This window comes from Agromyces lapidis, from assembly GCF_009749405.1.
Classification (GTDB): domain Bacteria; phylum Actinomycetota; class Actinomycetes; order Actinomycetales; family Microbacteriaceae; genus Agromyces; species Agromyces lapidis.
This window is the reverse complement of the sequence record NZ_WBIQ01000005.1, coordinates 317383-344048: the sequence shown is the minus strand read 5'-3', so window position 1 is coordinate 344048 and position 26666 is coordinate 317383. Positions and strand designations below refer to the sequence as shown.

The following is a 26666-nucleotide window of genomic DNA, read 5'->3' as shown; positions in this document are numbered from 1 at the left end:
CCGCCGCCCGGGAATAGCATCGAGACCCGGGTACCGGCGCCCACGACCGATGCGACGAAAGGAGCGCCCACGTGACCCACTCCCCCGACGAGCGACTCGATCTCCGTGGCATCCGCGGCTGGCTCTTCGACCTCGACGGCGTGCTCACGCCCACGGCGATCGTGCACATGCACGCCTGGGCGCGGCTCTTCACCCCCTACCTCGAGCTGCACGGCGCCGCCCCGTACTCCGAGGGCGACTACTTCGCCCACATCGACGGCAAGCCGCGCTACGACGGGGTCCGCAGCCTGCTCGCGAGTCGCGGCATCCGCATCGCCGAGGGCGAGGTGAGCGACGCGCCCGAGCTCGACACCGTGCACGGTCTCGGCAACCGCAAGAACGCCGCCTTCAACGAGACCCTGGCCGACGAGGGCGTCGCGCCGTATCCGGCGAGCGTCGCATTCCTCGACGCGGTCGAGGCGGCCGGATGCCTCGTGGCCGTCGTCTCGAGCTCGAAGAACGCCCCGGCCGTGCTCGCCGCAGCAGGCCTCGCCGATCGCTTCGAGGTCGTCGTCGACGGCGGCTACGCCGCGGCCGAGGGCCTGCCCGGCAAGCCGGCCCCCGACACCTACGAGCGGGCCGCCGAACTGCTCGGACTGCCGACGACCGCGTGCGCCGTCGTCGAGGACGCCGAGTCGGGCGTGCAGGCCGGCGCCGCCGGCGACTTCGGGCTCGTGGTCGGCGTCGACCGCGGGGTCGGACGAGGCACGCTCGAGCGCCTCGGCGCCGACGTCGTGGTCGACGAGCTCGACGAACTGATCCCGACACTCGACTTCTCGCCAGAAGAGAGTTCACCCGCCACCCGAGAGGACGACGCATGAGGTTCGCCGACGACGACCCGCTGAACCGCAGCCGCTTCCCGATCGACGAGTGGGCGCTCGTCGAGACCGAGTTCGGCGACGCCGACATGGGTCGCACCGAGACGCTCTTCGGGGTCGGCAACGGCTACCTGGGCCTGCGCGGCAACGTCGAGGAGGGCCGCGACGGCCACATGCACGGCACGTTCGTGAACGGGTTCCACGAGACGTGGCCGATCCGCCACGCCGAGGAGGCGTTCGGCTTCGCCCGGGTCGGGCAGACGATCGTCAACGCGCCGGATGCCAAGATCATCCGCCTCTACGTCGACGACGAGCCGCTCGTGCTCACCGAGGCCGAGCTGCGCTCGTACGAGCGCCGACTCGACTTCCGCCTGGGGGCGCTCAGCCGGTCGATCGAGTGGCGCACGCCCGCAGGCAAGCGCGTGCTCATCACGAGCCGCCGCATGACGAGCTTCACCGACCGCCACCTCGCAGTCATCGACTACGAGGTCGAGCTGCTCGACGCCGATGCGGCGGTGACGATCTCGAGCCAGATCCTGAACCGTCAGGATGGCCGCGACGAGTACCGCGGCGGCGTGATGCAGGAGTCGCCGGGCACGTTCGACCCGCGGCGGGCCGAGCAGTTCACCGAGCGGGTGCTGCAGCCGCGCGTGAATCGCGCCCAGGGCGGTCGCTACGTGCTCGGCTACCAGTGCACGAACTCGGGCATGACCCTCGCGGTCGGCGCCGAGCACCAGATCACGACCGACAACCCGTTCACCGAGACGGGCACGATCGGCGACGACCTCGCCAAGCACGTGTACCGGGTGCAGGCGAAGCAGGGCATGCCGATCCGCATCACGAAGACGGTGAGCTACCACACGGCCCGCAAGGTGCCGGCTCGCGAGCTCGTCGACCGCTGCGACCGCACCCTCGACCGGGCGGCCGAGCTCGGCACGGGCGAGCTGTTCGCACAGCAGCGGGCCTGGCTCGACGACTACTGGGCGCGGTCCGACGTCGAGATCGCGGGCGAGCCGGTGCTGCAGCAGGCGACCAGGTGGAACCTCTTCCAGCTCGCACAGGCGACCGCGCGCACCGACGGCGGCGGGGTCGCCGCGAAGGGCGTGAGCGGCTCGGGCTACGGCGGCCACTACTTCTGGGACACCGAGGTGTACGTGATGCCGTTCCTCAGCTACACCGCCCCGATCGTCGCCCGCAACGTGCTGCGCTTCCGGCAGCGCATGCTCGACGCCGCCCGGTCGCGCGCGCTCGAGCTGAACCAGCGCGGCGCGCTCTTCCCCTGGCGCACGATCAACGGGCAGGAGTCGAGCGCCTACTACGCGGCGGGCACGGCGCAGTACCACATCGACGCCGACGTCTCCTACGCGCTCTGCCAGTACGTGGCGGCCACGGGCGACGAGGAGTTCCTCGCGCGCGGCGCGATCGACATCCTCGTCGAGACGGCCCGCATGTGGGAGGACCTCGGGTTCTGGCGCTCGAACGCCGACGACGTGTTCCACATCCACGGCGTCACCGGCCCCGACGAGTACACGACGGTCGTGAACGACAACCTGTACACGAACGTGATGGCACGGGCGAACCTCGCCGCGGCGGCCGCCGCGATCGACACCCTGCAGGTGCACGACGCCCCGGGCTACCACCGGCTCGTCGAGCGGCTCGGCGTGACGCCGTCCGAGGTCGCGAGCTGGCGCCGCGCCGCCGCGCACATGCACATCCCCTTCGACGAGCAGCTGGGCATCCACCCGCAGGACTCCGCCTTCCTCCAGAAGGAGCTGTGGGACCTCGAGAACACCCCCGACGACCGCCGGCCGCTGCTGCTGCACTACCACCCGCTCGTCATCTACCGCTTCCAGGTGCTGAAGCAGGCCGACGTCGTGCTCGCCCTGTACCTGCAGGGCGACCGCTTCTCGGCCGAGGCGAAGCGGGCCAACTTCGAGTACTACGACCCGCTGACGACGGGCGACTCCACGCTGTCGGCCGTCGTGCAGTCGATCATCGCGGCCGAGGTCGGGTATCACGAGCTCGCGATGCGCTACTTCCGTTCGGCGCTGTTCGTCGACCTCGCCGACCTGCATCACAACGCGGCCGACGGCGTGCACGTGGCATCCACCGGTGGCGTCTGGAGCGCGCTGGTCTCGGGCTTCGGCGGATTCCGCGACCACGGCGGACGGTTCACCTTCGATCCGCGCCTGCCCGACGGCTGGTCGCGGCTCACCTTCCGGGTGACGCTGCGCGGCACCCGGTTGCGCGCCGAGCTCGAGCCCGAGGCCATCACGTTCGCGGTCGAGGAGGGCATCGAGGCGACCGTCTCGGTGCGCGGCACCGAGGTGACGATCTCGTCCGGCCTCCCGGTGACGGTGCCGCTCGACGGGCAGGGTCCGCGCCGCTACGGCTCGCCGACGATGCGGGATGTCACGGGCACCAGGCGGGCGGACGGTACCCTGCTGACGGCGTCGATCCCGACCCTGTCACTCGACGCCGACGACATCGAAACGGTCATCCCGATCGACTGATCCGGGGTGTTGCCAGCCGCTCGCGCTAACATGACGCGAAGTCAGACACCGGAATCGGGAGACCTGTGGGCCTACTGGACAACTTCGAGAAAGGTCTCGAGCGCGCCGTCAACGGCGCGTTCGCGAAGACCTTCCGCTCGGGGCTGCAGCCGGTCGAGATCACCTCGGCGCTCAAGCGAGAGATCGACACCAAGGCGGCGGTCGTGTCGCGCGACCGCGTGCTCGTGCCGAACAACTTCACCGTGCGCATGTCGCCGGCCGACCACGAGCGCATGTCGTCGCTCGGGCCGGCGCTCATCGACGAGCTCGTCGACCTCGTGCAGCGGCACGCGGCGAGCCAGCACTTCCAGTTCGCCGGCGGCATCACGATCGGGCTCCGCTCCGACGAGAGCCTCAGCGTCGGAATGGTGCAGGTCGACTCGCAGAACGTGAAGGGCCAGGTCGCCTGGACCCCGGTGCTCGACGTCGACGGCAAGCGCTACCCGATCCTCAAGGGCCGCACGGTCATCGGTCGCGGCAGCGAGGCCGACGTCACCCTCGACGACTCCGGCGCTTCGCGCCGCCACGCCGAAGTCCAGTGGGACGGCTCGCGCGCCCGGGTGCGCGACCTCGGCTCGACGAACGGCACGCAGCTCGACGGTGCCGCCGTGAAGGAGTCGATCCTCGAACCCGACTCGGTCATCACGATCGGTCGCTCGCGTATCGTGTTCCGGGTGCTCGCGCAGGCCGCAGGCGGCGCAGGCGAACCGCGCCGCGCCGCGCCGGCGACGCAGCGCCACGACATGGGCGGATTCTGGGGAGCCGGCGAATGAGCGAACTGACCCTGGTCGTCCTGCAACTGGGCTTCCTGATCCTCCTGTGGGTGTTCATCTTCGCGATCGTCTACGCGCTGCGCAGCGACCTGTTCGGCCAGCGCGTGCGCAAGCTGCAGCCCGAGACGGCGACCGCCGCCCCCGCCGCGGCCTCCGCGTTCCCGAGCTCCCCCGTGCCCGCTGCGGCGCCCACGGCGCCGGTCTCGACGCCGACCGCCTCCGGCGGCGCCGGTGAGCTCGCGTCGAGCAGCAACGCGACGCGGCTCGTGATCACGAGCGGCGCGAAGTCGGGCGTCGAGTTCCCGCTCGGGCGCGACGAGATCACCATCGGCCGCTCGAGCGACTCGGCGATCATCATCCGCGACGACTACACCTCGACCCACCACGCGCGGCTGATGCTCTGGAACGACCGCTGGATGATCCAGGACCTCGACTCGACGAACGGCACCTTCCTCAACGGCTCCCGAGTGACCGTGCCCACCCCGATCCCGCTCGGAGCCACCGTGAAGGTCGGAGCGACGACGTTCGAGCTGCGGCGGTAGTCCATGCCGACGGTGAAGGCGAGCGCAGCGGTCTCGCACGTCGGGCGGATCCGCTCGAACAATCAGGACTCCGGTTACGCCGGGCGCCGGTTGTTCCTCGTCGCCGACGGCATGGGCGGCCACGCCGGCGGTGACGTCGCGAGCGCGATCGCGACGCGTCGCATCGCCGAGGCCGATGTCGACTACGACAGCGCACCCGAGGCTGCGGCGGCGCTCGAGGGCGCCCTCATCGCCGCGAACCGGCGCCTCGCCGAGACGGTGGCCGAGCACTCCGAGCTGACCGGCATGGGCACGACGGTCAGCTCGATGCTGTACCTCGGCGACCGCGTCGTCATCTCGCACATCGGCGACTCGCGCATCTACCTGCTGCGCTCGGGCGAGCTCAGCCAGATCTCGACCGACCACACCTTCGTGCAGCGCCTCGTCGACGCCGGCCGCATCACCGCCGAAGAGGCCATGGTGCACCCCCGCCGCTCGGTGCTCATGCGCGTGCTCGGCGACGTCGAGGCGTCACCCGAGATCGACCAGATGGTGCTCGACACCCGAGACGGCGACCGGTGGATGCTGTGCTCCGACGGATTGTCGGGCGTCGTCTCCTTCGACGAGATCCACGAGTTCATGTCGGCCGACGTCGGCGCGAAGCAGGTCGCCGACCGCCTCGTGAAGGCCTCGCTCGACGGCGGCGCCCCCGACAACGTCACGGTCGTGCTCGTCGACATCGGCGAGCCCGCCGCGCCCGCGACGCCGCCGCTCATCGTCGGTTCGGCCGCGGCTCCGCTCGCCTTCGGCGCGGCCCTCGAACCGGTGCGGCCACGAGGCATCCGACTGACGCCGTTCAGGCCGCACCCCGTGCAGGAGACGCACTTCGAACCCGACTCGGCCGACTACTTCGACGAGATCATCGAAGAGGACGCCCGTCGCCGCCGTCGCCGCCGTTGGGTGTGGGGCTTCTGGATCGCGATGTTCATCGCGGCGATCTTCGCCGCGATCCTGCTCAGCTATCAGTGGACCCAGACCCGCTACTACGTGGGCGAGTCGAACGGCCGGGTCGCCATCTACCAGGGCATCCAGCAGAATCTCGGCCCGATCTCGCTGCACGAGCTGCACACCGAGACCGACATCGACATCGCCGAACTGCGCACCTACGACCAGCAGCGCGTCGTGCAGACGATCAGCGCGGGGTCGTTCACGGAGGCCTTCCAGATCGTGCAGCGCTTGGAGGAGTCCCTTGACTGACCACGCCGCGACGGGTCGCGTGACCACCGCCGGCGACGGCGGGGCTCCGGCGCGCCCTGCGACGCCGCCGAGCGGCATCCGGCGCATCCGGATCCCCCAGAAGCTGCGCAATCTCGAGTTCTGGCTGCTCATCGTGGCGTGCTTCATCAACGCCTCGGCGATCGTGCTCGTGCAGCTCGGCGCCCTCGGCCGCATCGACACCCAGCTCGTGCTCCTCGGTGCGGGCCTCTCGGTCCTCGTGTTCGGCCTGCACATCGCGATGCGCTTCGTCGCCCGCGACGCCGACCCCTTCCTGCTGCCGATCGCGACGGTGCTGAACGGCCTCGGCATCGCGATGATCTACCGCATCGACATCGCCGAGGGCGACGCCGGCTGGGAGAGCGCGGCGGTGCGTCAGATCGCGTGGAGCGCGATCGCCATCATCTGCGCGATCGCGACGATCTTCGTCATCCGCAACCACCGGGTGCTCTTCCGCTACACCTACCTCGCGGGCCTCGTCGCCATCATCCTGCTCATCCTGCCGCTCGTCCCCGGGCTCGGGCAGTCGCGCGGCGGCGCCCAGGTCTGGATCGGCTTCGGCGACATCGCGACCTTCCAGCCCGGTGAGATCGCGAAGATCGCCCTCGCGGTCTTCTTCGCCGGATACCTCGTGCGCAACCGCGACTCCCTGTCGATGGTGGGCAAGAAGTTCCTCGGCATGCAGTTCCCCCGCGCCCGCGATCTCGGCCCGCTGCTCATCGTGTGGGCGCTCTCGATGTCGGTCATCGTGTTCCAGCGCGATCTCGGCACGGCCCTGCTCTACTTCGGCCTGTTCCTCGTGATGCTCTACGTCGCGACGAGCCGGCTCTCGTGGGTCGTGCTCGGACTCTCGCTGTTCCTCGCCGGCGCGATCATCGCGAGCCAGACGCTCGACTACGTCGGCAACCGCTTCGCGAACTGGCTCACCCCCTTCAGCGACGAGCGCTTCAACGCCGACCCGGGCGGCAGCTATCAGCTGGTGCAGGGGCTGTTCGGCCTCGCCAACGGCGGACTCATCGGCACCGGGTGGGGCCAGGGGCGCCCCGACCTCACGCCGGTGCCGCAGAGCGACTACATCATCGCGAGCCTCGGCGAGGAGCTCGGCCTCGCCGGCATCTTCGCCATCCTCGCCCTCTACCTGCTGTTCGTGGCGCGCGGCTTCCGCATCGGCTTCGCCGGCCAGGACGACTTCGGCAAGCTGCTCGGCGTCGGCCTCGCCTTCGTCGTGGCCCTGCAGGTGTTCATCGTCGTCGGCGGCGTGACCCGGGTCATCCCGCTGACCGGCCTCACGACGCCGTTCCTCGCGGCGGGCGGTTCCTCGCTCGTGGCCAACTGGATCATCGTCGCCCTGCTGCTGCGGCTCTCCGACACCGTCCGCAACCATCCGAGGCTGGTGATCGACGGATGAACCGGGAGCTCAAGCGCGTCTCGATCGTCGCACTGATCATGTTCGTGACGCTCCTCGTGTCGTCGACGCTGATCCAGTTCGTGCAGGCCGACAGCCTCGCCGCCGACCCCCGCAACTCGCGCACGCTGTACGAGAGCTACTCGGTCGAGCGCGGACCGATCCTCGTCGACGGCGACCCCATCGCCTACTCGACGGCGACCGACGACTTCTACCGCTTCCAGCGCACGTACTCGAACGGCCCGCTCTACGCGCCCGTCACCGGATACATCCCGGTCAACGGCGAGGCGACCGGCCTCGAGCGCTCGCTCAACGACTACCTGAGCGGGCAGTCGTCGAGCCAGTTCTTCGACCAGCTGAACCGCCTGATCTCCGGACAGGACCCGGTCGGCGCCTCGGTCGAGGTGGCGATCGACCCGGTCGCGCAGCAGGCCGCCTGGGATGCGCTCGGCGACTACACCGGCGCCGTCATCGTCACCGAGCCCGAGACCGGGCGGATCCTCGCGATGGTCACGAAGCCCACCTTCGACCCGAACACCATGACCGTGCACGACGGCGAGCAGGTGCAGGCGACCTACGAGGGCCTCCTCGCCGACCCGGGCGACCCCCTGTTCAACCGTGCGACGGGCGGCGACATGAACCCGCCCGGCTCGGTCTTCAAGCTCGTCGTCACGGCCGCCGCCCTCGAGTCGGGCCGGTACACCCCCGATTCCACCTTCCCGAACCCCGGCGAGTTCACCCTTCCCGGGTCGACCTCGGTCGTGCGCAACTCCGGCGGCGGCACCTGCGGCGGCGGCGCGACCGTCACCCTCGCCGACGCGCTTCGACTGTCGTGCAACATCCCGTTCGCCGAGCTCGGCATCGAACTCGGCGACAACGCGATCCGCGACCAGGCCGAGAAGTTCGGCTTCGACAGCGAGTTCCTCATCCCCACCGAGACCGAGCCGAGCACCTACCCGCAGGGGCTCGACGACGCGCAGACCGCGCTCACGGCGTTCGGCCAGGGCGACGTGCGTGCGACCCCGCTGCAGATGGCGATGGTGTCGGCCGCGATCGCGAACGACGGCATCGTGATGAACCCCGACCTCGTCGATCAGATCACGGCGCCCGACCTCCGCCCGCTGGAGGAGTTCGAGCCGAGCGAGTTCGGTCGGGCGATCAGCGAGGCGACGGCCGACACCATGGTGCAGATGATGGTCAACGGCGTCGAGAACGGGGCCGCGAGTAATGCAAGAATAGACGGCGTCAGCGTGGCCGGGAAGACCGGAACCGCGGAGAACGGCGAGGATGACCCGTATACCTTGTGGTTCACCGGGTTCGCCCCCGCGGACGACCCTCAGTATGCAATCACGGTGCTCGTGGAGGATGGCGGGGGACTTGGTCAGGAGGGGTACGGCAATCTCATAGCCGCACCCATCGCAAAGCAGGTACTAGAGGCGGTGCTGAACAAATGAGACCGAGCGCAGGGCTCACCTTCGGAGGGCGCTACGAGCTGCAATCCCGCATCGCGATCGGCGGGATGGGCGAGGTGTGGCAGGCCACCGACCTCGTCATCGGCCGTCAGGTCGCGATCAAGATCCTGAAGGACGAGTACCTCGGCGACCCGGGCTTCCTCGAGCGCTTCCGCGCCGAGGCCCGTCACGCCGCACTCGTCAACCACGAGGGCATCGCCAACGTCTTCGACTACGGCGAGGAGGAGGGCAGCGCCTACCTCGTGATGGAGCTCGTTCCGGGCGAGGCGCTCTCGACCATCCTCGAGCGCGAGCACGTGCTGTCGACCGACAAGGTCCTCGACATCGTGGCGCAGACCGCTGCTGCCCTGCAGGCCGCGCACGCGGCGGGCCTCGTGCACCGCGACATCAAACCCGGCAACCTGCTGATCACGCCAGACGGACGCGTCAAGATCACCGACTTCGGCATCGCGCGCATCGCCGACCAGGTGCCGCTGACCGCGACCGGCCAGGTCATGGGCACGGTGCAGTACCTCTCGCCCGAGCAGGCCTCCGGACACCCGGCGTCGCCGACGACCGACATCTACTCGCTCGGCATCGTCGCCTACGAGGCCCTCGCCGGCCGTCGCCCGTTCACGGGCGAGTCGCAGGTGGCCATCGCCATGGCGCAGATCAACGAGACGCCGCCCGATCTTCCGGTCACGGTCTCCGAGCCGGTGCGCAACCTCGTCTACTCGTGCATCGCGAAGAACCCGGCCGACCGGCCGCAGACCGCGGCGCACCTCGCCCGTGCTGCGACCGCGCTCCGACGCGGCGACGTGCAGGCGGCCTCTGCGGCGGTGCCGGCGGTGCTCGGTGCGGCCGGTCTCACCGCAGCGACGATGCTCATGCCGCAGGCCGGCGCGACCGCCGCCACGACGATCCTCCCGACGGCCGCCGACGGCGAGGAGCTCGGCGAGGACGGCGAGCCCGAGAAGAAGAAGCGCAGCCCGTGGACGTGGCCGCTGATCGTGCTCATCGCGCTGCTCGCCATCGTGCTGATCGGCACCATCATCGCCATCGCGCTGAACTCTGGCGAGAAGGACCCGGTCAAGTCGTCGACCCCGTCGACGCCGCCGTCGACCCCATCTGAGACCGCCACGACCCCTCCGCCGACGAGCGAGGCACCGACGACGGCACAGATCAACAGCGCCGACTTCGTCGGCCTGTCGGTCGACGACGCACGCGCCAAGCTCGATGGTCTCGACATGGTCGCGAACGCGGTCGAGGGCAATGCGGCGACCGACCCGTCGCAGGCCGGCATCGTGTACGAGGTCAACCCGACCGGGCCGGTTCCGATCGGCAGCGAAGTGACGATCACGTACTACGCCTCGCCCGAGACGCCCGCTGCTCCGGGCTCGGCGCCGACCGTGACACCGGCCGAGGTCGCTCCAGGTGCCTCGTTCGAGGTGAAGTGGTCGGCTGCGCAGTGCCCTGCCGGGCAGACGCTCTCGGGATATCAGGTGAACGTCGACGGCCCCGCCGCGGCGGCACCGCCGCTCGGCGCCGGCGCGACGAACGTGACGATCACGACGAACGCCGACGCGGCACCCGGTGACACGATCAACGTGACCTACCAGTACTTCTGCGGTCAGCTGAACTCCCCGACGTCGCCCGCCGCGACGGTGACGATCATCGAGGGGCCCGCGACCGATTGACTGTGGGCGCTCGTCCCGTCGAGCGCTCCGCAACGCGACTGCAGAAGTAGAACATCGACCTTCCGACCGAATGAAAGGAACCGCCCCCGTGAGCGATGAAGGACGCGTCCTCGCCGGACGTTATCGCGTGGGCGCCCTCATCGGTCGCGGAGGCATGTCCGATGTGCACGTCGGCACCGACACCCGGCTCGGCCGCCAGGTCGCGATCAAGCTGCTGAAGCCGCAGCTCGCGACCGACCCGGCGTTCCGCATGCGCTTCCGCCAGGAGGCGCAGTCGGCCGCGCGCATGGCGCACCCGACGATCGTGCGCGTGTTCGACGCCGGCGAGGAGACCGTGGTCGACTCGGCCGGCCAAGAGGTGCAGCTGCCGTTCATCGTCATGGAGTTCGTCGAGGGGCGCCTTCTCAAGGACATCATCCACGACGGTCCGCTCGAGCCCGCGGCGGCCGTGCGCGTCATCGACGGGGTGCTGACCGCGCTCGAGTACTCCCACCGCGCCGGGGTCGTTCACCGCGACATCAAGCCGGGCAACATCATGATCACCACCACCGGCCAGGTGAAGGTGATGGACTTCGGCATCGCACGTGCGGTCTCCGACTCGGCGACGACCGTCGCCCAGACGACCGCGATTCTCGGCACCGCCTCGTACTTCTCGCCCGAGCAGGCGAAGGGCGAGACGGTCGATGCGCGCACCGACCTCTACTCGACGGGCGTCGTGCTCTTCGAGATGCTCACCGGGCGTCCGCCGTTCCGCGGCGACACCCCGGTCGCCGTCGCCTATCAGCACGTCAGCGAACGACCGGTCAAGCCGAGCATCATCAATCCGAAGGTGTCTCCCGCACTCGACGCGGTCGTGCTGCACGCGCTCACGAAGGATCGCGAGCAGCGCTACCAGACGGCCGTCGAGTTCCGTGCCGACGTCGACACCGCCGCGGCCGGTCGGGTGCCCGTGCACCGCGAACCCGACCAGGCCACGATGCTCTTCGGCGCGCCGACGGCGTCGCTCTCGAGCTCGGAGCTCGCACTGCGCCAGCTCACCGAGGACGAGACGATGTCGCGCACGCAGCGACGCCCGCCGGCGATCTGGATCTGGGCGGGCATCATCGCCGTCGTCGTGATCGTGATCGCAGTGATGTACTGGGCCTTCAACCTGCAGCCGAAGGACGACCTCCCGTCGAATGCGCGCGAGGTACCGGTACTCACCGGAATGACCTACGAGCAGGCCGTCGAAGAGCTCCAGTCGCTGGGGCTTCCCGCCACCCGCCTCGAGGAGACGAGCGAGACGGTGCCGGCCGATCAGGTGGTCCGCACCGATCCCGCTGCAGGCGAGATCGTCGACGCGAACACCGCGATCTCGGTCTACATCTCGACCGGGCGCGAGGCCGTCACGGTACCCGACACCGTGAACATGTCGCTGACCGAAGCCAAGGCCGCGCTCGAGGCCGCCGGCCTCGTCGCCGGCAAAGAGATGCGCGAGAACTCGCCGAGCGTCGCGGCCGACACCGTGATGCAGACCTCGCCCGAGGGCGGAACATCGGTCGAGAAGGGTTCGACCGTCGAATTCGTGCTGTCGAACGGCCAGGTCACGCTGCCCGACCTGACCGGGCAGACGCTGTCCGCGGCATCCGACTTCCTGACCTCCGACGAGCTGCAGCTGAACCCGATCCCGAAGCCCGACCCCTCGTGCCCGACGGCGCCCGGTTCACCCGTCACGCAGCAGTCGCTCGCTCCCGGCGGCGTTCCGCAGCGCTCCGACGTCGAGCTGACCTACTGCGCGGGCTGACTCCGGGCACGGTTCGGGCCGCGGCGCGACCGCGGTTCACCACGGCGGCATCGCACCGCGACGGCGACGGCGCAGGCGCAGGCGCGAAGATCGGCCGAACTACGAGAGGCGCCGCCCAGTGCGAAGTCAGGCGTTCGCGCGGACCAGCGGGCTCAGGTGCTCGGCGCGCTCGCGCGCCTCGGGCAGCCCCGCGACGGCGAGCCAGTTGCCGAGCATGCGGTAACCGCCCTCGGTGAGCACCGACTCGGGGTGGAACTGCACACCGAAGATCGGCGCCGACTCGTGCCGGAGTCCCATGATCACGCCGCCGCTCGTGCGACTCGTCACGACGAGCGAGGGCGGCACCGTGTCATCCACCACCGCCAGCGAGTGATACCTCGTGGCGGTGAACGGCTGCGGCACGCCGTCGTAGAACGCGCTGCCGTCGTGCTCGATGCGCGAGGTCTTGCCGTGCATGAGCTCTTCGGCGTTGGTCACGACCGCGCCGAACGCCTCGGCGATGGCCTGATGTCCGAGGCAGACGCCGAGGATCGGCTGTCCGCTCGCGAGCGCCGCCTCGACGACGGGGATGGAGACGCCCGCGTCGGAGGGCTTGCCGGGGCCGGGCGAGATCAGTACGGCGTCGTACTGCGCGATGCGCTCGGCGACCTCGTCGACCGGGATCTCGTCGTTGCGCACCACGTCGGTCTCTGCACCGAGTTCGCGCAGGTATCCGTTCAGCGTGTAGACGAAGCTGTCGTAATTGTCGATGACGAGGATGCGGGTCATTCTTCCACCGTGACGTTGATCGGATTGAGCTGCGCGTCGACCCACGGGAACACCCACGTGAAGAGCGCGTAGACGGCTGCGACGATGAGCACGAGCAGCAGGATGATTCGTAGCCACACCGGGCCGGGAAGGATGCGCCAGAGTGCGCCGTACATCTCAGTCACCCCATTCTGCGACGACCGAGGCGATCTCGGCGGGCGGGTTCGCGGCCCCGGGCTGCCACGACTCGAGCACCCCGTACGCGATGATGCGCTCGTCGGTCGAGTAGAGCGGGTTGCAGCTCGTGAGCGTGATGATGCGGTCGGTCGGCTGGAGCTCGGGGTGGTGCGGCACGGGCGAGAGCACCTCGGTCGTCGCCGGCGTCACGTACTCGAAGTCGCGGAAGCGGTACGTGTACCAGCCGTCCTTCGTCTGGATGTAGATCGCGTCGCCGAGCTGGAGCTGCTCGATCTCGTGCATGCCGCCGCCGTAGGCGCTGCGGTGCGCGGCGATCGCGAAGTTGCCGACCTCGCCGGGCATCTGGGTGCCCGGGTAGTGGCCCACGCCGAGCTCGAAGCTGTTGAGCACGTCGAGGCCGTAGCCCTCGGCGATGTTGCGCACCGAGTCGTGCGTGCCGGGAGTATCGAAGCGCGGCACGTACATCACGGCGAACGGCTCGGCGTTCGCGTACTCGGTGGTGTCGACGACGGGCTCACCCGCGTCTTCGGGCGCGGGCGGCGGGGTGTCGCCGCGGGCACCGCGATCCTGCGCGGCCCAGTCGTCGCTCAGCGCCGAGGCCGCCTGCGACTGCTGCCCGGCCATGATCGCGTCGTTCCACCACAACTGCCAGCCGAGGAACAGCAGGATGAGCACGCCCGCGGTCAGCAGCAGTTCGCCGAGGACGCCGACCACGCTCACGCGCGGCTTCGGGCGCGTGCGGGGGGCTTCCTCGGCGGCACGACGCGCGCGCCGGCCGTCGGGCAGCGACTCGGACATAGGGGCGATTCTATTCGGCCGAAACGACTTCTCGCTGTGAGCGCACGGCAGCCTCGGATAGAATCGCGGGCATGGCACGTACGAAATCATCGAAGCCGGCGCGCGCTGAAGTCGCAGCGAGCGGCGAAGAGGCGCCGAACCCCGTCTGGTTCAAGCCCGTCATGTTCGGCTTCATGCTGCTCGGACTCGCGTGGATCCTGGTCTTCTACATCAGCCAGGGCCGCTACCCCATCGCCGACCTCGGCTCGTGGAACATCCTGATCGGCTTCGGCATCGCCTTCGTCGGCTTCCTCATGACCACTCGCTGGCGCTGACGCCGGCGCTCGACACGCGAAGGGCGGATGCTTCGGCATCCGCCCTTTCTGTATGCCTCCGGACCCCATCCACAAGCTTCTCCACAGTTCTCCACAGTTGTGCACAAGTGGAATTCCGCGTGATTACTGGGATCTCGGGAATAACACCGGTGTAACTCTCAACAGCTGTGGACAGTGCTGTGGATAAGTGCCCGTGCGGGCGGAGCGCCTCGCCCCGCCCTCAGAAGACCGGGAAGAAGAAGTACCGCAGGCTGAGCACGAGGAGCACGGCGACCACGCCCACGAGCAGCCAGACCTGCAGCGCCTGCTGCGAGCGCTTGCGCGTCTCGACGAAGATCAGTCCGATGAGCGCGCCGGTCACGAGCCCGCCGAGGTGCGCCTGCCACGCGACGTTGAACCCCGGCACGAAGCCGATCACGAGGTTGATGCCGAGCAGCACGAACAACTGCGTGGTCTGGCCGCCGAGACGGCGCTGGATCACGAGGAACGCGCCCATCAGGCCGAAGATGGCACCGGATGCCCCGACGACGCCGACGCGCGGGTCGGAGAGCCAGAGCACGCCGACCGAACCACCGAGGCCCGAGATCAGGTACAGCGCGAGGAACCGCCAGCGTCCGAGCAGGCCCTCGAGCAGCTGGCCGAAGATCCACAGCGTGTACATGTTGAGCAGCACGTGGAAGATGAGCCCGGTCGAGTGCACGAACACCGAGGTGATCATGCGCCACGGCTCGAGGTTGCCCGGGATCGAGTAGACGCCGGCGTACAGCAGGCGATCGGTGATCGCGAGCCCCGGGATCAGCTGCAGCACGAACACCGCGAGCGTGATGCCGATCAGCGAATACGTCACGACCGGGGCCCCGCGCCCCGCCGCCGAGCGCACTCGCGTGAGCACGGCCGGCTTGGTGCGGGGGGCGCTCGCGCGCTGCTCGCGCATGCACTCGGGGCAGATGACGCCGACCGCCGCCTGCGTCATGCACTCGGGGCAGATGGTGCGCCCGCAGCGCTGGCACAGCACGAAACTCTGCCGATCGGGGTGCCGATAGCAGAAGTTCGACCGATCAGCCGGACCGGCACCGGCTGAAGGAACCGTGCTCACCGCTCGGTCAGACCTGCTCGACGGTGATGCTCTCGATGACGATGTCCTCGAGCGGCTTGTCGCGGCCGTCGGTCGCCACGGTGGCGAGCTTGTCGACGACCGCCTGGCTCTCGGCATCCGTGACCTTGCCGAAGATGGAGTGCTTGCCCTGCAGCCAGGTGGTGGGGCCGACCGTGATGAAGAACTGCGAGCCGTTGGTGCCGCGACCCATCTGGATGCCCGCGTTGGCCATGGCGAGCACGTAGGGCTCGGTGAAGTCGAGCTCGGGGTTGATCTCGTCGTCGAACTGGTAGCCGGGGCCGCCGATGCCCTGGCCGAGCGGGTCGCCGCCCTGGATCATGAAGCCGGGGATGATGCGGTGGAAGATGACGCCGTCGTACAGCGGGTCGGTGGTCTTCTGGCCGGTGGCGGGGTGCGTCCACTCGATCTCGCCCGTGGCGAGGCCCACGAAGTTCTTGACGGTCTTCGGTGCGTGGTCGCCGTAGAGGTCGACCTTGATGGGGCCGTGGTTGGTGTTGAGCGTCGCGACTGCGGTGTGAATCGGCATCCTCATATTCTGTCATGCACGGATTCGCAAGGCGGCATGCCGGAATGAGACTCTCACCTCGCTTCCAGCCGGTTCGGTGGCAAGATGGAGGAGTTCGCTGCACAACGATGGAGGTCGAGATGAGCCTGTCACGCAAGCGTCGGAAGGAACTCAAGCGACTGCAGAGCAGCGCGGAGGACCTCTGGGGGAACCAGCAGATCGTGCTCGAGCACGCGAATGCCGTCGCACGGGAGGCCAGTCGTCAGTTGGGGCACCTCACGCGTGAAGAAGTCGTGCCGAGGGTCCGCACGGGCTACGAGAGCTATGTCCGGCCGGGCGTCGCGCGCGTCGGTCAGGCCGCGAAGGTCGCCGGCGACAACGTCGAGCAGGGGCTCGGCAATGTGCTCGGCTCGATCCTCTCGATCGGCGACATCGCCAACGACGCGCGCGTGCGCCGCGCGGTCGAGCGCGTCTCGCCGCGCGCCGTCGCCGTCGTCGAGAAGAAGCAGGGCCCCGGCGTCGGCACCTACCTCGCGATCGGGGCCGGCATCATCGCCGCGGCCGGGGTCGCCTACGCCGTCTGGCAGACGTTCCGCGCCGACGACGAACTGTGGGTCGCCGACGACGAGCCGAACGGCACGACGACCGTCTGAGTCGACGGAGGAGTACGCAGAACGGCCCCGCAGGTGCGGGGCCGTTCCGTGTTTCCGCTGCAGCGCGCCGCGAGGATTCGCCGCGGCCCGGTCAGGCGGACTTCTGGTCGGCGACGGGGTCGACCGCCCAGTCGGGCCGCGGCACCGAGTCGATGAGCAGTTGCGTGTACGGATGCTCCGGGGCCGCGAGGAGCGCCGCGGTGCGCCCGCGCTCGACGATCCGACCGCGGCGCATCACCACCGTCTCCTCGCACACCCGACGCACGACGGCGAGGTCGTGGCTGATGAAGAGCACGGTCAGGCCGCGTTCGCGACGGATCTCGGCGAGCACGTCGAGCACCTGCGCCTGCACCGAGACATCCAGTGCACTAGTCGCCTCGTCCATCACGAGCACATCGGGATCGATGGCGAGCGCCCTGGCGATCGCGACGCGCTGCCGCTGACCGCCCGAGAGCGTTCGAGGGCGGGCCTGCGCGTGCTTCTCACCGAGGCCGACCTGCTCGAGGAGGGCCAGCACACGGGCTCGCGCGTCGGACGTCGAGAGCTTCGTATGCAGTCGCAGCGCATCCTCGATCGAACGACCCGCCGTCATGCGCGGATCGAGCGAGAGGTACGGATCCTGGAACACCATCTGGACGCTGCGCGCGTGGGCGAGACGCGCCGCGCGTCCGCGCGGGATCTCGGTGCGTTCGCGGCCGGCGATGCGGATGTCTCCGGCATCCGCCTGTTCGAGGCCGACGATCATGCGAGCGAGCGTCGACTTGCCCGAGCCCGACTCCCCCACGACTGCGAGGGCGCCGCCGCGCGCGATCGAGATCGAAGCGTCGACGACCGCGTTGACCTCGGTCTTGCCGCGCAGGTGGTACGTCTTCGAGATGCCGTTCGCCGCGAGCATCGGCTCCGCGTCGGAGCGCTCGGTCTCGATGCTCGGCACCGCGCGCACATCGATCACGTCGACGCCGGTGGCGCCGGTGGCGGCCGCGATCGTCGGCGTCGCCGCGACGAGGCGCTTCGTGTACTCGCCCTGCGGGGCGCTGAAGACGCGGCGCGCGTCACCCGTCTCCTCCACTCGTCCCGCGCTCATCACGACGACCCGGTCGCAGATCGAGGCCGCCAGGTTGAGGTCGTGCGTGATGAAGAGCATGCCCATGCCGCGGCTCGAACGCTGCTCGATGAGCACCCGGATGATCTCGGCCTGCGTGGTGACGTCGAGCGCCGTGGTGGGCTCGTCGCAGATGAGCAGCTTGGGCGAGCTCGTCAGGGCGCCGGCGATCATGACGCGCTGCAGCATGCCGCCCGAGAACTCGTGCGGGTACTGCTTCAGGTGCTCCTCCGGGCGGGGCAGCTGCACCGAGGCGAGCAGCTCGGCGGCGCGGGCCGTCGCGTCGGCCTTCGACCGGCCCTCGCAGAGTCGCAGCGTCTCGGTCATGTGGTCCCCGAGCGTTCGCATCGGATTGATGCCCGCTCTGGGGTCCTGGAAGATCATGGATGCCGCGTGGCGACGCAGATCGAGGATGCCGGCGGCGCTCGCACCGATCACCTCGCGTCCGTCGAGCTCGACGCGGCCGCCGAGCCGGGCCCCGTCGGGCGTGAGGCCCAGCACGGACCGCGCGGTGAGCGACTTGCCCGAACCCGACTCGCCGACGAGGCCGACGGTCTCCCCCGCGTCCACTGAGAGCGAGATGCCGTCGAGCAGGCGCGTGCCGTTCGGCAGGTCGAGCGTGAGCTCCGAGATGTCGAGCAGGCTCATGCGGGGATCTCCCCTCCGATGCGCTCGGAGAGTTCTTCTCCGATGATGTTGACGGCGACGACCACGAGCACGACCGCGACGGCGGGAACGATGGCCGGCAGGAAGAAGCCCCCGACGATGCCGGGCTGGGCCTCGTTGATCATGGCACCCCAGTCGGGCGTCGGCGGCTGCACGCCGAGGCCGAGGAACGAGAGGCCGGCGAGTTCGGCGAGCACGTAGCCGAAGTTCAGCGTCGACTGCGCGCCGACGATCGGCGTCACGTTCGGCAGCACCCGCCGGAGGGCGATCCACGGACCGCTGAAGCCCTGCACCCGGTACGCCGAGACGTACGGCCGCGTGCGCTCGGCTTTCACGAGCGCCCGGGTCAGGCGTGCGACGAACGGCGCGTAGGCGATGCTCATGGCGATCACCGGCGCGATGAGCCCCTTGCCGAAGAGCGCGACGGCCATGATCGCGAGGAGGAGCGACGGGAAGGCGAACAGCACGTCGAAGACGCGACCGAGCACCGAGTCGATCCATCCCCCGCGCCAGCCCGCGAGCAGGCCGAGCAGCATGCCGATGATCGTCGAGCCGATCACGACGAGGAGCGGACCGAGGAGGGCGGTGCGCGCGCCGTAGATCAGTCGCGACAGGAGGTCGCGACCGAGTGCGTCGGTGCCGAGCCAATGGGCGGCGCTCGGCCCGGCGTTCACCGCGGCGAAGTCGAGCTGGTCGGGCGGGTACGGCGCGATGAAGGGGGCGAAGATCGCAGCGAGCGTCATCACCGAGACGATGCCGAGGGCGATGCCGAAGGTGATGCCCGCGGGCCGCAGGCGCGGCGCCCGCATGACCTCGACGGCGAGGGTGGGGGTCGGGGTGGTCATCTGGCAGCAGCTCCAGCGGCGGATCGGGGGTCGATCCAGGGTTCGGCGATGTCGATGATCGCGTTGACGACGACGAAGGCGGTGACGACGAACATGACGATCGCCTGCACCACCGGGAAGTCGAGCCGGTCGACCGATTGCACGAGCAGCGAGCCCATGCCCGCGAGTCCGAAGGCGGCCTCGACGATCGTCGAGGCCACGAGCAGACCGGCGACGAGGATGCCGCTCACGGTGAGGATCGGGCCGAGCGCGTTGCGGAACACGTGGCGGCGGATCACGGTGCCCCGCTTGAGTCCGCGGCTGATCGCCACCTCGACGTGCTCGCGGTCGAGTTGCTCGACCATCGAGGATCGGGTGACCTTGCCGACGAGCACGACGAACACGATCGCGAGCGCGATCGACGGCAGCACGAGGTGGTAGACCATGTCGCCGAAGCCCTCGCCCGAACCGAAGGTCGGGAACCAGCCGAGCTGCACCGCGAAGATCGCGATGAGCACGATCGAACCGACGAACGACGGGACTGCGCTGAGCATCGTCAGGCCGATGAGGGTGAAGCGGTCGAGCGCCTTGCCCCGGTTGAGTGCGGCGACGATGCCGGCGGAGAGGCCGACGATCGCGATGAGGAGGCCTGCCATCACGACGAGCATCAGGGTGACCGGCAGTCGTTCGCCGAGCACCGTCGAGACGTCCTGCCGGTACTGCAGCGAACGGCCGAAGTCGCCCTGCACCGCGCCGACGAGCCAGTTCAGGTACTGCTGCCACGGCGGCAGGTCGAGGCCGTACTGCTCGGTCACCTGGGCGATCGCCTCGGGGCTCGGCTTGCGGCCCCGCAGCAGGAAGGTGACCGGGTCGCCCGGCACGAGGAAGCGCGAGAAGAAGACGAGCAGGGATGCCAGGAAGAGCGTCAGGACGAGGCTGCCGAGCTTGCCGGCGACCCGCCGGAGTCCGGCGGCCGTGAACCGGCCGCCGAACCGCGGGTTCGCGGCCGCCGCATTCTGAGCGGCGACCGCGACCGTGGAACTATCGAGCGCCAATGGTGGCCGCCCAGGGGTAGTAGAGGTAGTTGATCGAAGGTGCGACGCCGGTGATGCGCTCACCGAGGAAGAGCGTCGTCGGGCCGGTGAACAGGGGCAGCCACGGCAGCTCCTCGTTCGCGATGTGCTGGAGCTCTGCCGACTTCTGCGCGCGCTCGTCGGGGTCGACGATGCCGACCGCCTCGTCCGCGATCGCGTCGAACTCGGGGTTCGACCATTCGCCGTAGTTGCTGAACTCGCCGGTGCGCAGCACGCCGTACATCTCGAGCGGGTCGGGGCTCGAGAGGTACCAGACGGTGTAGAAGAGGTCGACGCCCTCGCGTGCGCTCGGGTCGCTGAAGAGCGCCGTGTACGCACTCGGCGTGACCGTCTCGATCTCGGCCTCGAGCCCGATCGACTGGGCCGCCGCGACGGTCGCCTGCGAGATCACGGCGAAGTCGTTGCCGATCGGCGCCGTCTTGATGACGATCTTCTGGCCGGTCGCGCCTGCCTCCTCGACGAGCTGCTTCGCGGCCTCGACGTCGTAGGGGTAGTCCGCGAGGCCGCCGAAGGCCTCCTCGCGGGTCGCGTCGCTCGCGGCGCCCCAGACCGATTCGGTGGTGAGCGCGTTCGTCACCTCGCCGAAGCCCTTCGCCGCCGCGTCGAGGATGCCCTCGCGGTCGAGCGCCATGAGCAGCGCCTGGCGCACCCGCACGTCGCCGAGCGGACCGTCGAGGTTCGACACGATGAGGCTCGAGACGGCGGTGCTGAGTCCGAAGTACACGTCGCCGCTGGTCTGCTGGAGCTGGGCGATCCCGTCGACGGGAAGCATCCAGCCGCCGTCGACGTCGCCCGACTTCAGCGCGTTCACGCGGGCGGTCGAGTCGCCCATGAAGACGAACTTCACCTCGCCCGACTTGGCGGCGAGCTCGTCGTCCCAGTAGTCGTCGTAGCGGGTGAGGGTGACCGACTCGCCCGACTTCCACTCGGTGAGCTCGAACGGGCCGGTGCAGTTCACGAGGCCGGTCGAGTTGCCGTAGTCGGCGCCCTTCTCGGCGAGCGTCGCCGCCGACTCGATGACTCCGGCCGAGCCGCCCATGCCCTGGTTGAACTGGGAATCGGGGATCGTCGTGGTGACGGTGACCTCGAGGTCGCCGGTCTGCTCGATCGAGGCGACGTTCTGGTACACCGAGAACCACGACGAGCCGACTGCGGGATCGAGGTGGCGGCTCATGGACGCCACGGCGTCGGCGGCCGTGAGCGGCGTGCCGTCGTGGAAGGTGACGCCGTCGCGGAGCGTGTAGACCCACGTGGTCGGGCTCGTCTGCTCGAAGGACTCGGCGAGTCCAGGGCTGAGCGAGTAGTCGGGGTTGAGCCGGAGCAGGGACTCGCAGACGTTCGCGAGCACCTGGTTGTCGGCGTAGTCGAAGGCGTAGGCGTAGTCGAGCGAGTACGGCTCGGCGTAGCTCACCCAGCTGTACGAGTCGATGTCGCCGGACGGCGCGGGGGTCTCGGTCGAGAGCTCCCATTCCGCGCTGGCCGGCTCGTCGGCTGCAGGATCGGAGGTGCAGCCGGTGAGCGCGAGCAACGCGGCGACGCCTCCGGCGACGAGCGCGACGTTGCGCCGGCCGGCGGGGGTGCGGAGGTTGGACATGCGGGTGTTCTCCTCAGGGGTCAGGCGGTGAGGGACGGGACGGTGCTGGGCAGGGCGTCGCGGTGGTAGGCCGCTTCACCCTCGATCCACGTCGAGGCGACCGTCGTGCGATGGATCTCCTCGGCGGGAACGGTGAAGGGATCGGGTTCGAGCACGACGAGGTTCGCGAGGTACCCCTCGCGGATGTACCCGGTGTCGTGATCGCGGTGGTTCACGTAGGCGGTGCCGGAGGTGTAGGCGGCCAGCGCCGTGGCGAGCTCGAGGCACTGCTGCGCGCCTCCGAGCGGGCCCGCGTCGACGCCGGGCGCGACGCGGGTGACCGCGATGTGGATCGCGGCGATCGGGTCGGCCGTCGAGACGGGCCAGTCGCTGCCGGCCGCGAGTCGCGCGCCGTCGCGGACGAGATCGCCGAACGGGTACTGCCGCGCCTCCTGGCCGTCCTGCAGGAACGGCAGGGTCAGCTCGTCGATCTGGTCCTCGTGGGTGGCCCACAGCATCTGCAGGTTCGCGACCGCGTCGAGCGCCGCGAACCGCGCCGTCTCGGCTTCGGCGACGATCTGGAGGTGCGCGAGGTGGTGGCGCGCATCGCTCGGCCCGTTCGCGGCGCGGGCGGCCGCGACGGCGTCGAGCGCCTCGCGCACGGCACGATCGCCGAGCGCGTGCATGTGCACCTGCTGACCCTCGGCGTCGAGCGCCGTGACCGCTTCGGCGAGCATCGCCGGATCGACGAACGAGAGCCCGTGGTTGTGCGTGTCGTGGCCGTGCGCGTCGCGGTAGGGCGTCAGCATCGCCGCCGTCTGGTTCTCGGCGACGCCGTCGACCATGATCTTCGTGGCGCCGAGGGTGAACCGGTCGCCGTGGCCGAGGGCGCGCAGTTCCTCGCGGCGTCGCACCATCTCGGCGACCTGCTCGAGGCCGCCCGAGCGCTCCCACCACTGCGCTCCGACGACGTGCACCTTGAGGGCGCCCTCGTCGAGCGCACGGAGGTACGCAGCGTACGCGTCGGGCACGCCCGCGGCGGAGCCGATGAGGGCGTCCTGCCATCCCGTGATGCCGAGGGCGATGAGCTCCTCCTGCGCGCGGAGGAGTCCTCGGTAGACGAGTTCGGGGTCGTTCGAGGGCCGCACCTCGGCGAAGAGCTCCGCGGCACCTTCGTGGAAGGTGCCGGCAGGGTGTCCGTCGCTCTCGCGTTCGATGCGGCCGTCTTCGGGGTCGGGGGTGTCTGCGTCGATGCCGGCGATCCGCATCGCCGCGGTGTTCGCCCAGGCGCTGTGGTGGTCGCGGCTCGCGAGCAGCACCGGCCGGTCGGGCACGACCGCGTCGAGCAGTGCGCGCACGGGCGCGCCGCCCGGGAAGTGATCCATCGACCAGCCGCCCCCGAGGATCCACGGCTCGTCGGGGTTCGCCGCGGCGTAGGCCGCGATCATCGCAACGGCCTCGTCGGCGTCGCCCGCTTCGGTGAGGTTGCACTGCAGCAGCTCGACGCCGCCGCCGACGGGGTGGATGTGCGCGTCCTGGAAGCCGGGGCTGAGCAGGGCGCCGCCGAGCTCGACCACTCGCGTGTCGTCATCGATGAAGGCGGATGCCTCCGCCTCGTCCACGATCGCGGTGATGACGCCGCCCGTCACCACGACGGCACGACCCTGCAAGGGCTGCCCCGTCCCTGTGAAGACTGCTCCCCCGGTGAACACCGCATCAGCTGGCACGTCGGCTCCTCGTTTCCTCATCGAATGGGTCGGACGAGGCGACGTTAGCCCGCACCCGAGGTGATGTCAACGGCGTTGACATCACCCTTGATCCGATTGTTATGCTGATCCGGCTGCCGCGCCTGCGAGGTCATCGCGACACAGGGGTCGCGGGCGTGGCAGCATGAAGAGGCACTGCAGCCGATGAGGAGGGGCGAATGCCCACGACGAGCACCCCACGACGCCGCGCGAACGGCGGGCAGGGAAAGGCCCGGCTCGATCGCGATTCGATCGTGGCCGCCGGGATCGAACTCGCCGCGACCGCCGCCTCGTCGTCGCTCTCGGTGCGCGAGCTCGGGGCGCACCTCGGCGCCGATCCGACCGCGATCTACCGTCACTTCCGCAACAAGGAGCAGCTCATGGAGGCGCTCCTCGACGCCTTGACGCTCCGCGGCCTGCAGACGGTCACGGCCCCGCCCGAAGCCTGGCGCGATCGACTCCGGCAACTGGCGATCGCGACCCTCGACCTCTTCGCGAAACATCCGGCCATCGGTGTCGAGGCGACCGTGCTCACCACCCACGGCCAAGGCGAACTCGACGCCGTCGAACTCATGCTCGACGCCTTCACCCGCGCCGGCCTCAGCGGCGACGACCTCGTGCGCCATTACGCGCTGTTCGCCGCGCACGTGCTCTCCAGTGCCGCGGGCATCGCCCGCGCCCGCGGTGAGCAGCGCGACCGAGGGGTGATGGAAGACGAGTTCGCCCCGAGCCCCTGGTTCGAGGGCCCCATCCTCGCCGACCCTCGACGCTACCCGCTGATCACCTCGATCAACTCGCGTCTCGTCGACCTCGAGGACCGCGAGCTGTTCATGCTCGGCGTCGAGGCCGTCATCCAGTCGGCCGAACGCGTGGCCGAGGCGGCCACTGCAGCCACTGCAGTCGGTGAGTCCGAGGCCTGAGACGCGCCGCGATCTCAGGGCCGGCACTGATTTTTCACGAATCTGAAGAAATGCCTTGCGGTCGGTGTGAATCCACCGCTAGTGTCAATGACCGGTGCGAAACGCGCCAGAGCCACAGAGAGGAGTTGATCCCGATGATGAAGCACATCTTCACCCCAGCATTTACCGCTGGTCGAACGGTGATCCTCCTCACCGCTCCGGCCTGCTAGTTCTCCGCCCCGGCGACGCGTCTCTCGTGCGCGACTGCCATTCCGCCTTCGAGGTGTGAGCTGCTGCGATCCGCGGCATCCGTCATCGACTGATCGAGTCGATCACACGGTCGCCGGGTCGCCCAGCAGCCCGATCGAAGGCCCGCGGCTCAGCCGCGCTCCCCGGCACGCTCCCCCGCACGTGTTGCGAGGCTCCCGCGCCGGCGCTCACCCCTCTCAGACGACGCCTTCGGCCACCCGGTCGATCGGCGCCCCGCACCGACCGGTGCACCCAACCACACCCAAAGAAGGAAACGACGTGAACACCAGTTCTCTCGCCCTCGGTCAGTCCGATTCCGGGCAGGCCATCGCCATGCGTGCCCAGGCACGCCGACTCAACGAGCGGATCGCCCTGCGCGCCGGCCTCGCACTCATCGCGTGGAGCCGTCGACAGAGCGAGCGCGTCTCGCACGAAGCCGTGCTCCTGCGCCAGCAGAACACCGCGCTCGCGCACCGGGTCCGTGCCGGCGATCTCCAGCGGATCGCCCTCCTCGGCCCCAACCTCTGAGTCGTGATCGCATGAACGCCATCACGACCAGCCCAGCACCGGACGGCGCCGTCGCCCTCGCGGCGGCGCCGTTCGCGCGGCACTGCGCCGCCCTCGCCCCCGTCGCCGACGATTCGGCCGCCATCGCGGCCGGAGCCTCGACGTCGGGGGCGAGCGTGTCGCGGCCCTATGCGGTCGGCGGCACCCCGTCCGGCGGCTCCGCCGCGTTCAGACGCAGCGCGATGTCGAGCAGGCTCACGCGGTGCAGCGTCGAGACTTCCGCGAGCGGCACCCACCGCGCCTCATCGCTCGAACCGTCGACCTCGTCGCGCAGTTCGCCGCCGACGACGCTCGCACGGTAGATCACCCGCATCGCGTAGAGCGGGGCTGCGCCCGTCCGACGCTTCGACGCCGGGATCACCATCGTGTCGATGCCGAGCAGGCGATCGATGGATGCCTCGTACCCGGTCTCCTCCGCGATCTCGCGCCGCGCCGCCTGGACCGGGTGCTCGCTGCCCTCGACACCGCCACCCGGCAGCGTCCAGCCGGATCGGCCGTGCTCGTTCCAGTGCGCGAGCAGAATGTGCTCGTCGCGGATGATCACGCCATACGCGGCGATGCGGATGTCCATCCCGTCACCCTACCCGCGTGAGCAGGATCGATCACGAGCGCACCGAGCGCGGCTCAGCCTTCGCGCATCGAGTCGCGCTGCACCTCGTCGAACTGCGCGCCGCTGATCGTCGGGTCGCCACCGAGGCCCTGCGCCCTCGCGACCTCGTCATTCGGGTTGTACGCCGACACGTCGCCGTGGTCGTCGATGTACTCGTGATACGCGCTGCGCCGGGCGTTCTCGCGGGCCGCGAAGCTGCTGCCGCGAGCGATCAGGTACACGAGCACCGTGATGAACGGCACGAAGATCAGGAACAGCAGCCAGATCGCCTTCGCCCAACCGGCGAGCTTCGGGTCGCGGAACAGATCGGCGATGACCGAGAAGAGCGCCACCAGATAGGCGACGAAGACGAAGAAGCCGAACAGACCGCTGAAGACATCCCAGAAGTTGGTGTCGAATGCCATGTAGATTCCCCCTGACGGCGATACCGCGGCAAGATCACCGGGTTGAGCCAACAGTATCGAATGCTGCAGCGCGAGGGAGGTGTTTTTCTGGAGTGGAGCCTAGGAGATTCGAACTCCTGACATCCTGCTTGCAAAGCAGGCGCTCTACCAACTGAGCTAAGGCCCCGGGCCGGATGCGAGGCATCCGTGGTGTTGTGGAATTTTCAGAGTGGGGATACGAGGACTTGAACCTCGGACCTCTTCGTTATCAGCGAAGCGCTCTAACCGCCTGAGCTATATCCCCGTGT

25 protein-coding genes and 2 tRNA genes are annotated in these 26666 nt (G+C 69.4%); 13 read left to right on the top strand and 14 right to left on the bottom strand.

Features of this window, described 5'->3' with window-relative positions:
• The first annotated feature begins 71 nt into the window (after positions 1 to 71).
• The 9 genes from GQQ93_RS08595 to pknB all read left to right on the top strand — a co-directional run bounded on the left by GQQ93_RS08595 (position 72) and on the right by pknB (position 12314).
• Entirely contained in the window at positions 72 to 860 is a 789-nt protein-coding gene (locus GQQ93_RS08595) for an HAD family hydrolase (RefSeq protein WP_281349894.1), read from the top strand.
• Entirely contained in the window at positions 857 to 3370 is a 2514-nt protein-coding gene (locus tag GQQ93_RS08590) for a glycoside hydrolase family 65 protein (protein WP_157423810.1), read from the top strand. Before GQQ93_RS08595 ends, GQQ93_RS08590 begins: the two co-directional genes overlap by 4 nt.
• 65 nt (positions 3371 to 3435) lie before the next feature.
• Positions 3436 to 4182: an FHA domain-containing protein gene (locus GQQ93_RS08585; protein ID WP_157423809.1), complete on the top strand. Its 747-nt coding sequence runs from the start codon at positions 3436 to 3438 to the stop codon at positions 4180 to 4182.
• Positions 4179 to 4724: an FHA domain-containing protein FhaB/FipA gene (locus GQQ93_RS08580; protein WP_157423808.1), complete on the top strand. Its 546-nt coding sequence runs from the start codon at positions 4179 to 4181 to the stop codon at positions 4722 to 4724. Before GQQ93_RS08585 ends, GQQ93_RS08580 begins: the two co-directional genes overlap by 4 nt.
• Before the next feature lie 3 nt (positions 4725 to 4727).
• The gene (locus GQQ93_RS08575) at positions 4728 to 5960 is read left to right on the top strand and encodes a PP2C family protein-serine/threonine phosphatase (protein WP_157423807.1); all 1233 of its coding nucleotides are present in this window, start codon (positions 4728 to 4730) and stop codon (positions 5958 to 5960) included.
• 19 nt (positions 5961 to 5979) lie between these two features.
• A complete protein-coding gene (locus tag GQQ93_RS08570; protein WP_246192230.1) occupies positions 5980 to 7386 on the top strand; it encodes an FtsW/RodA/SpoVE family cell cycle protein in 1407 nt (468 codons plus the stop codon).
• A complete protein-coding gene (locus GQQ93_RS08565) occupies positions 7383 to 8837 on the top strand; it encodes a peptidoglycan D,D-transpeptidase FtsI family protein (protein WP_157423806.1) in 1455 nt (484 codons plus the stop codon). The genes GQQ93_RS08570 and GQQ93_RS08565 overlap by 4 nt, the downstream gene beginning before the upstream one ends.
• Positions 8834 to 10531 (top strand): protein kinase domain-containing protein, encoded by a 1698-nt coding sequence (locus GQQ93_RS08560; RefSeq protein ID WP_157423805.1) that lies wholly within the window; start codon positions 8834 to 8836, stop codon positions 10529 to 10531. Before GQQ93_RS08565 ends, GQQ93_RS08560 begins: the two co-directional genes overlap by 4 nt.
• Before the next feature lie 70 nt (positions 10532 to 10601).
• Complete coding sequence (pknB, locus tag GQQ93_RS08555) at positions 10602 to 12314, top strand: Stk1 family PASTA domain-containing Ser/Thr kinase (RefSeq protein WP_157423804.1); 1713 nt, start codon at positions 10602 to 10604, stop codon at positions 12312 to 12314.
• Positions 12315 to 12440: 126 nt separating this feature from the next.
• Here the strand turns inward: pknB and GQQ93_RS08550 are convergent, their stop codons facing one another.
• From GQQ93_RS08550 to GQQ93_RS08540, 3 genes are read right to left on the bottom strand one after another with little or no spacing between them, the layout of a single operon-like run.
• Positions 12441 to 13082, bottom strand: coding sequence for an anthranilate synthase component II (locus tag GQQ93_RS08550; RefSeq protein WP_157423803.1), 642 nt, complete (start codon positions 13080 to 13082; stop codon positions 12441 to 12443).
• Positions 13079 to 13246: a hypothetical protein gene (locus GQQ93_RS08545; RefSeq protein ID WP_157423802.1), complete on the bottom strand. Its 168-nt coding sequence runs from the start codon at positions 13244 to 13246 to the stop codon at positions 13079 to 13081. The genes GQQ93_RS08550 and GQQ93_RS08545 overlap by 4 nt, the downstream gene beginning before the upstream one ends.
• Positions 13239 to 14057 carry a class E sortase gene (locus GQQ93_RS08540; protein ID WP_170296157.1) on the bottom strand — a complete coding sequence of 273 codons (819 nt, stop codon included), beginning with the start codon at positions 14055 to 14057 and terminating at the stop codon, positions 13239 to 13241. The genes GQQ93_RS08545 and GQQ93_RS08540 overlap by 8 nt, the downstream gene beginning before the upstream one ends.
• 71 nt (positions 14058 to 14128) lie before the next feature.
• Between GQQ93_RS08540 and GQQ93_RS08535 the strand changes: the two genes are divergently transcribed.
• Complete coding sequence (locus GQQ93_RS08535; protein ID WP_157423800.1) at positions 14129 to 14371, top strand: cell division protein CrgA; 243 nt, start codon at positions 14129 to 14131, stop codon at positions 14369 to 14371.
• 220 nt (positions 14372 to 14591) lie between these two features.
• Here the strand turns inward: GQQ93_RS08535 and GQQ93_RS08530 are convergent, their stop codons facing one another.
• Both GQQ93_RS08530 and GQQ93_RS08525 read right to left on the bottom strand, forming a co-directional pair.
• Positions 14592 to 15344, bottom strand: coding sequence for a rhomboid family intramembrane serine protease (locus GQQ93_RS08530; RefSeq protein ID WP_246192203.1), 753 nt, complete (start codon positions 15342 to 15344; stop codon positions 14592 to 14594).
• A gap of 130 nt (positions 15345 to 15474) precedes the next feature.
• Complete coding sequence (locus tag GQQ93_RS08525; protein ID WP_157423798.1) at positions 15475 to 16014, bottom strand: peptidylprolyl isomerase; 540 nt, start codon at positions 16012 to 16014, stop codon at positions 15475 to 15477.
• Between the two features lie 119 nt (positions 16015 to 16133).
• Here GQQ93_RS08525 and GQQ93_RS08520 point away from each other — a divergent pair, with 119 nt between their 5' ends.
• Positions 16134 to 16646, top strand: a complete 513-nt coding sequence (locus GQQ93_RS08520) for a hypothetical protein (RefSeq protein ID WP_157423797.1) — start codon at positions 16134 to 16136, stop codon at positions 16644 to 16646.
• Positions 16647 to 16737: 91 nt separating this feature from the next.
• Here the strand turns inward: GQQ93_RS08520 and GQQ93_RS08515 are convergent, their stop codons facing one another.
• The 5 genes from GQQ93_RS08515 to GQQ93_RS08495 are packed head-to-tail and all read right to left on the bottom strand — an operon-like array spanning position 16738 to position 23653.
• Entirely contained in the window at positions 16738 to 18396 is a 1659-nt protein-coding gene (locus tag GQQ93_RS08515) for a dipeptide ABC transporter ATP-binding protein (RefSeq protein WP_157423796.1), read from the bottom strand.
• Complete coding sequence (locus GQQ93_RS08510) at positions 18393 to 19259, bottom strand: ABC transporter permease (protein ID WP_157423795.1); 867 nt, start codon at positions 19257 to 19259, stop codon at positions 18393 to 18395. Before GQQ93_RS08510 ends, GQQ93_RS08515 begins: the two co-directional genes overlap by 4 nt.
• The gene (locus tag GQQ93_RS08505) at positions 19256 to 20293 is read right to left on the bottom strand and encodes an ABC transporter permease (protein ID WP_157423794.1); all 1038 of its coding nucleotides are present in this window, start codon (positions 20291 to 20293) and stop codon (positions 19256 to 19258) included. The genes GQQ93_RS08510 and GQQ93_RS08505 overlap by 4 nt, the downstream gene beginning before the upstream one ends.
• On the bottom strand, positions 20280 to 21926 hold the full coding sequence (locus GQQ93_RS08500) for an ABC transporter substrate-binding protein (protein WP_157423793.1): 1647 nt from the start codon (positions 21924 to 21926) through the stop codon (positions 20280 to 20282). Before GQQ93_RS08500 ends, GQQ93_RS08505 begins: the two co-directional genes overlap by 14 nt.
• Positions 21927 to 21946: 20 nt before the next feature.
• Positions 21947 to 23653, bottom strand: coding sequence for an amidohydrolase (locus tag GQQ93_RS08495; protein ID WP_157423792.1), 1707 nt, complete (start codon positions 23651 to 23653; stop codon positions 21947 to 21949).
• A gap of 176 nt (positions 23654 to 23829) precedes the next feature.
• Here GQQ93_RS08495 and GQQ93_RS08490 point away from each other — a divergent pair, with 176 nt between their 5' ends.
• Positions 23830 to 24570: a TetR/AcrR family transcriptional regulator gene (locus GQQ93_RS08490; RefSeq protein WP_157423791.1), complete on the top strand. Its 741-nt coding sequence runs from the start codon at positions 23830 to 23832 to the stop codon at positions 24568 to 24570.
• 507 nt (positions 24571 to 25077) lie between these two features.
• On the top strand, positions 25078 to 25326 hold the full coding sequence (locus tag GQQ93_RS08485; RefSeq protein WP_157423790.1) for a hypothetical protein: 249 nt from the start codon (positions 25078 to 25080) through the stop codon (positions 25324 to 25326).
• 166 nt (positions 25327 to 25492) lie between these two features.
• Here GQQ93_RS08485 and GQQ93_RS08480 read toward each other — a convergent pair whose 3' ends face one another.
• From GQQ93_RS08480 to GQQ93_RS08465, 4 genes are all read right to left on the bottom strand, one after another.
• Complete coding sequence (locus GQQ93_RS08480) at positions 25493 to 25936, bottom strand: NUDIX hydrolase (RefSeq protein ID WP_170296156.1); 444 nt, start codon at positions 25934 to 25936, stop codon at positions 25493 to 25495.
• A gap of 53 nt (positions 25937 to 25989) precedes the next feature.
• Positions 25990 to 26379 (bottom strand): PLDc N-terminal domain-containing protein, encoded by a 390-nt coding sequence (locus GQQ93_RS08475; RefSeq protein WP_157423789.1) that lies wholly within the window; start codon positions 26377 to 26379, stop codon positions 25990 to 25992.
• A gap of 93 nt (positions 26380 to 26472) precedes the next feature.
• Positions 26473 to 26545 (bottom strand) — tRNA-Ala (locus tag GQQ93_RS08470).
• Positions 26546 to 26588: 43 nt separating this feature from the next.
• A tRNA-Ile gene (locus GQQ93_RS08465) sits at positions 26589 to 26662 on the bottom strand.
• Positions 26663 to 26666 lie beyond the last annotated feature (4 nt).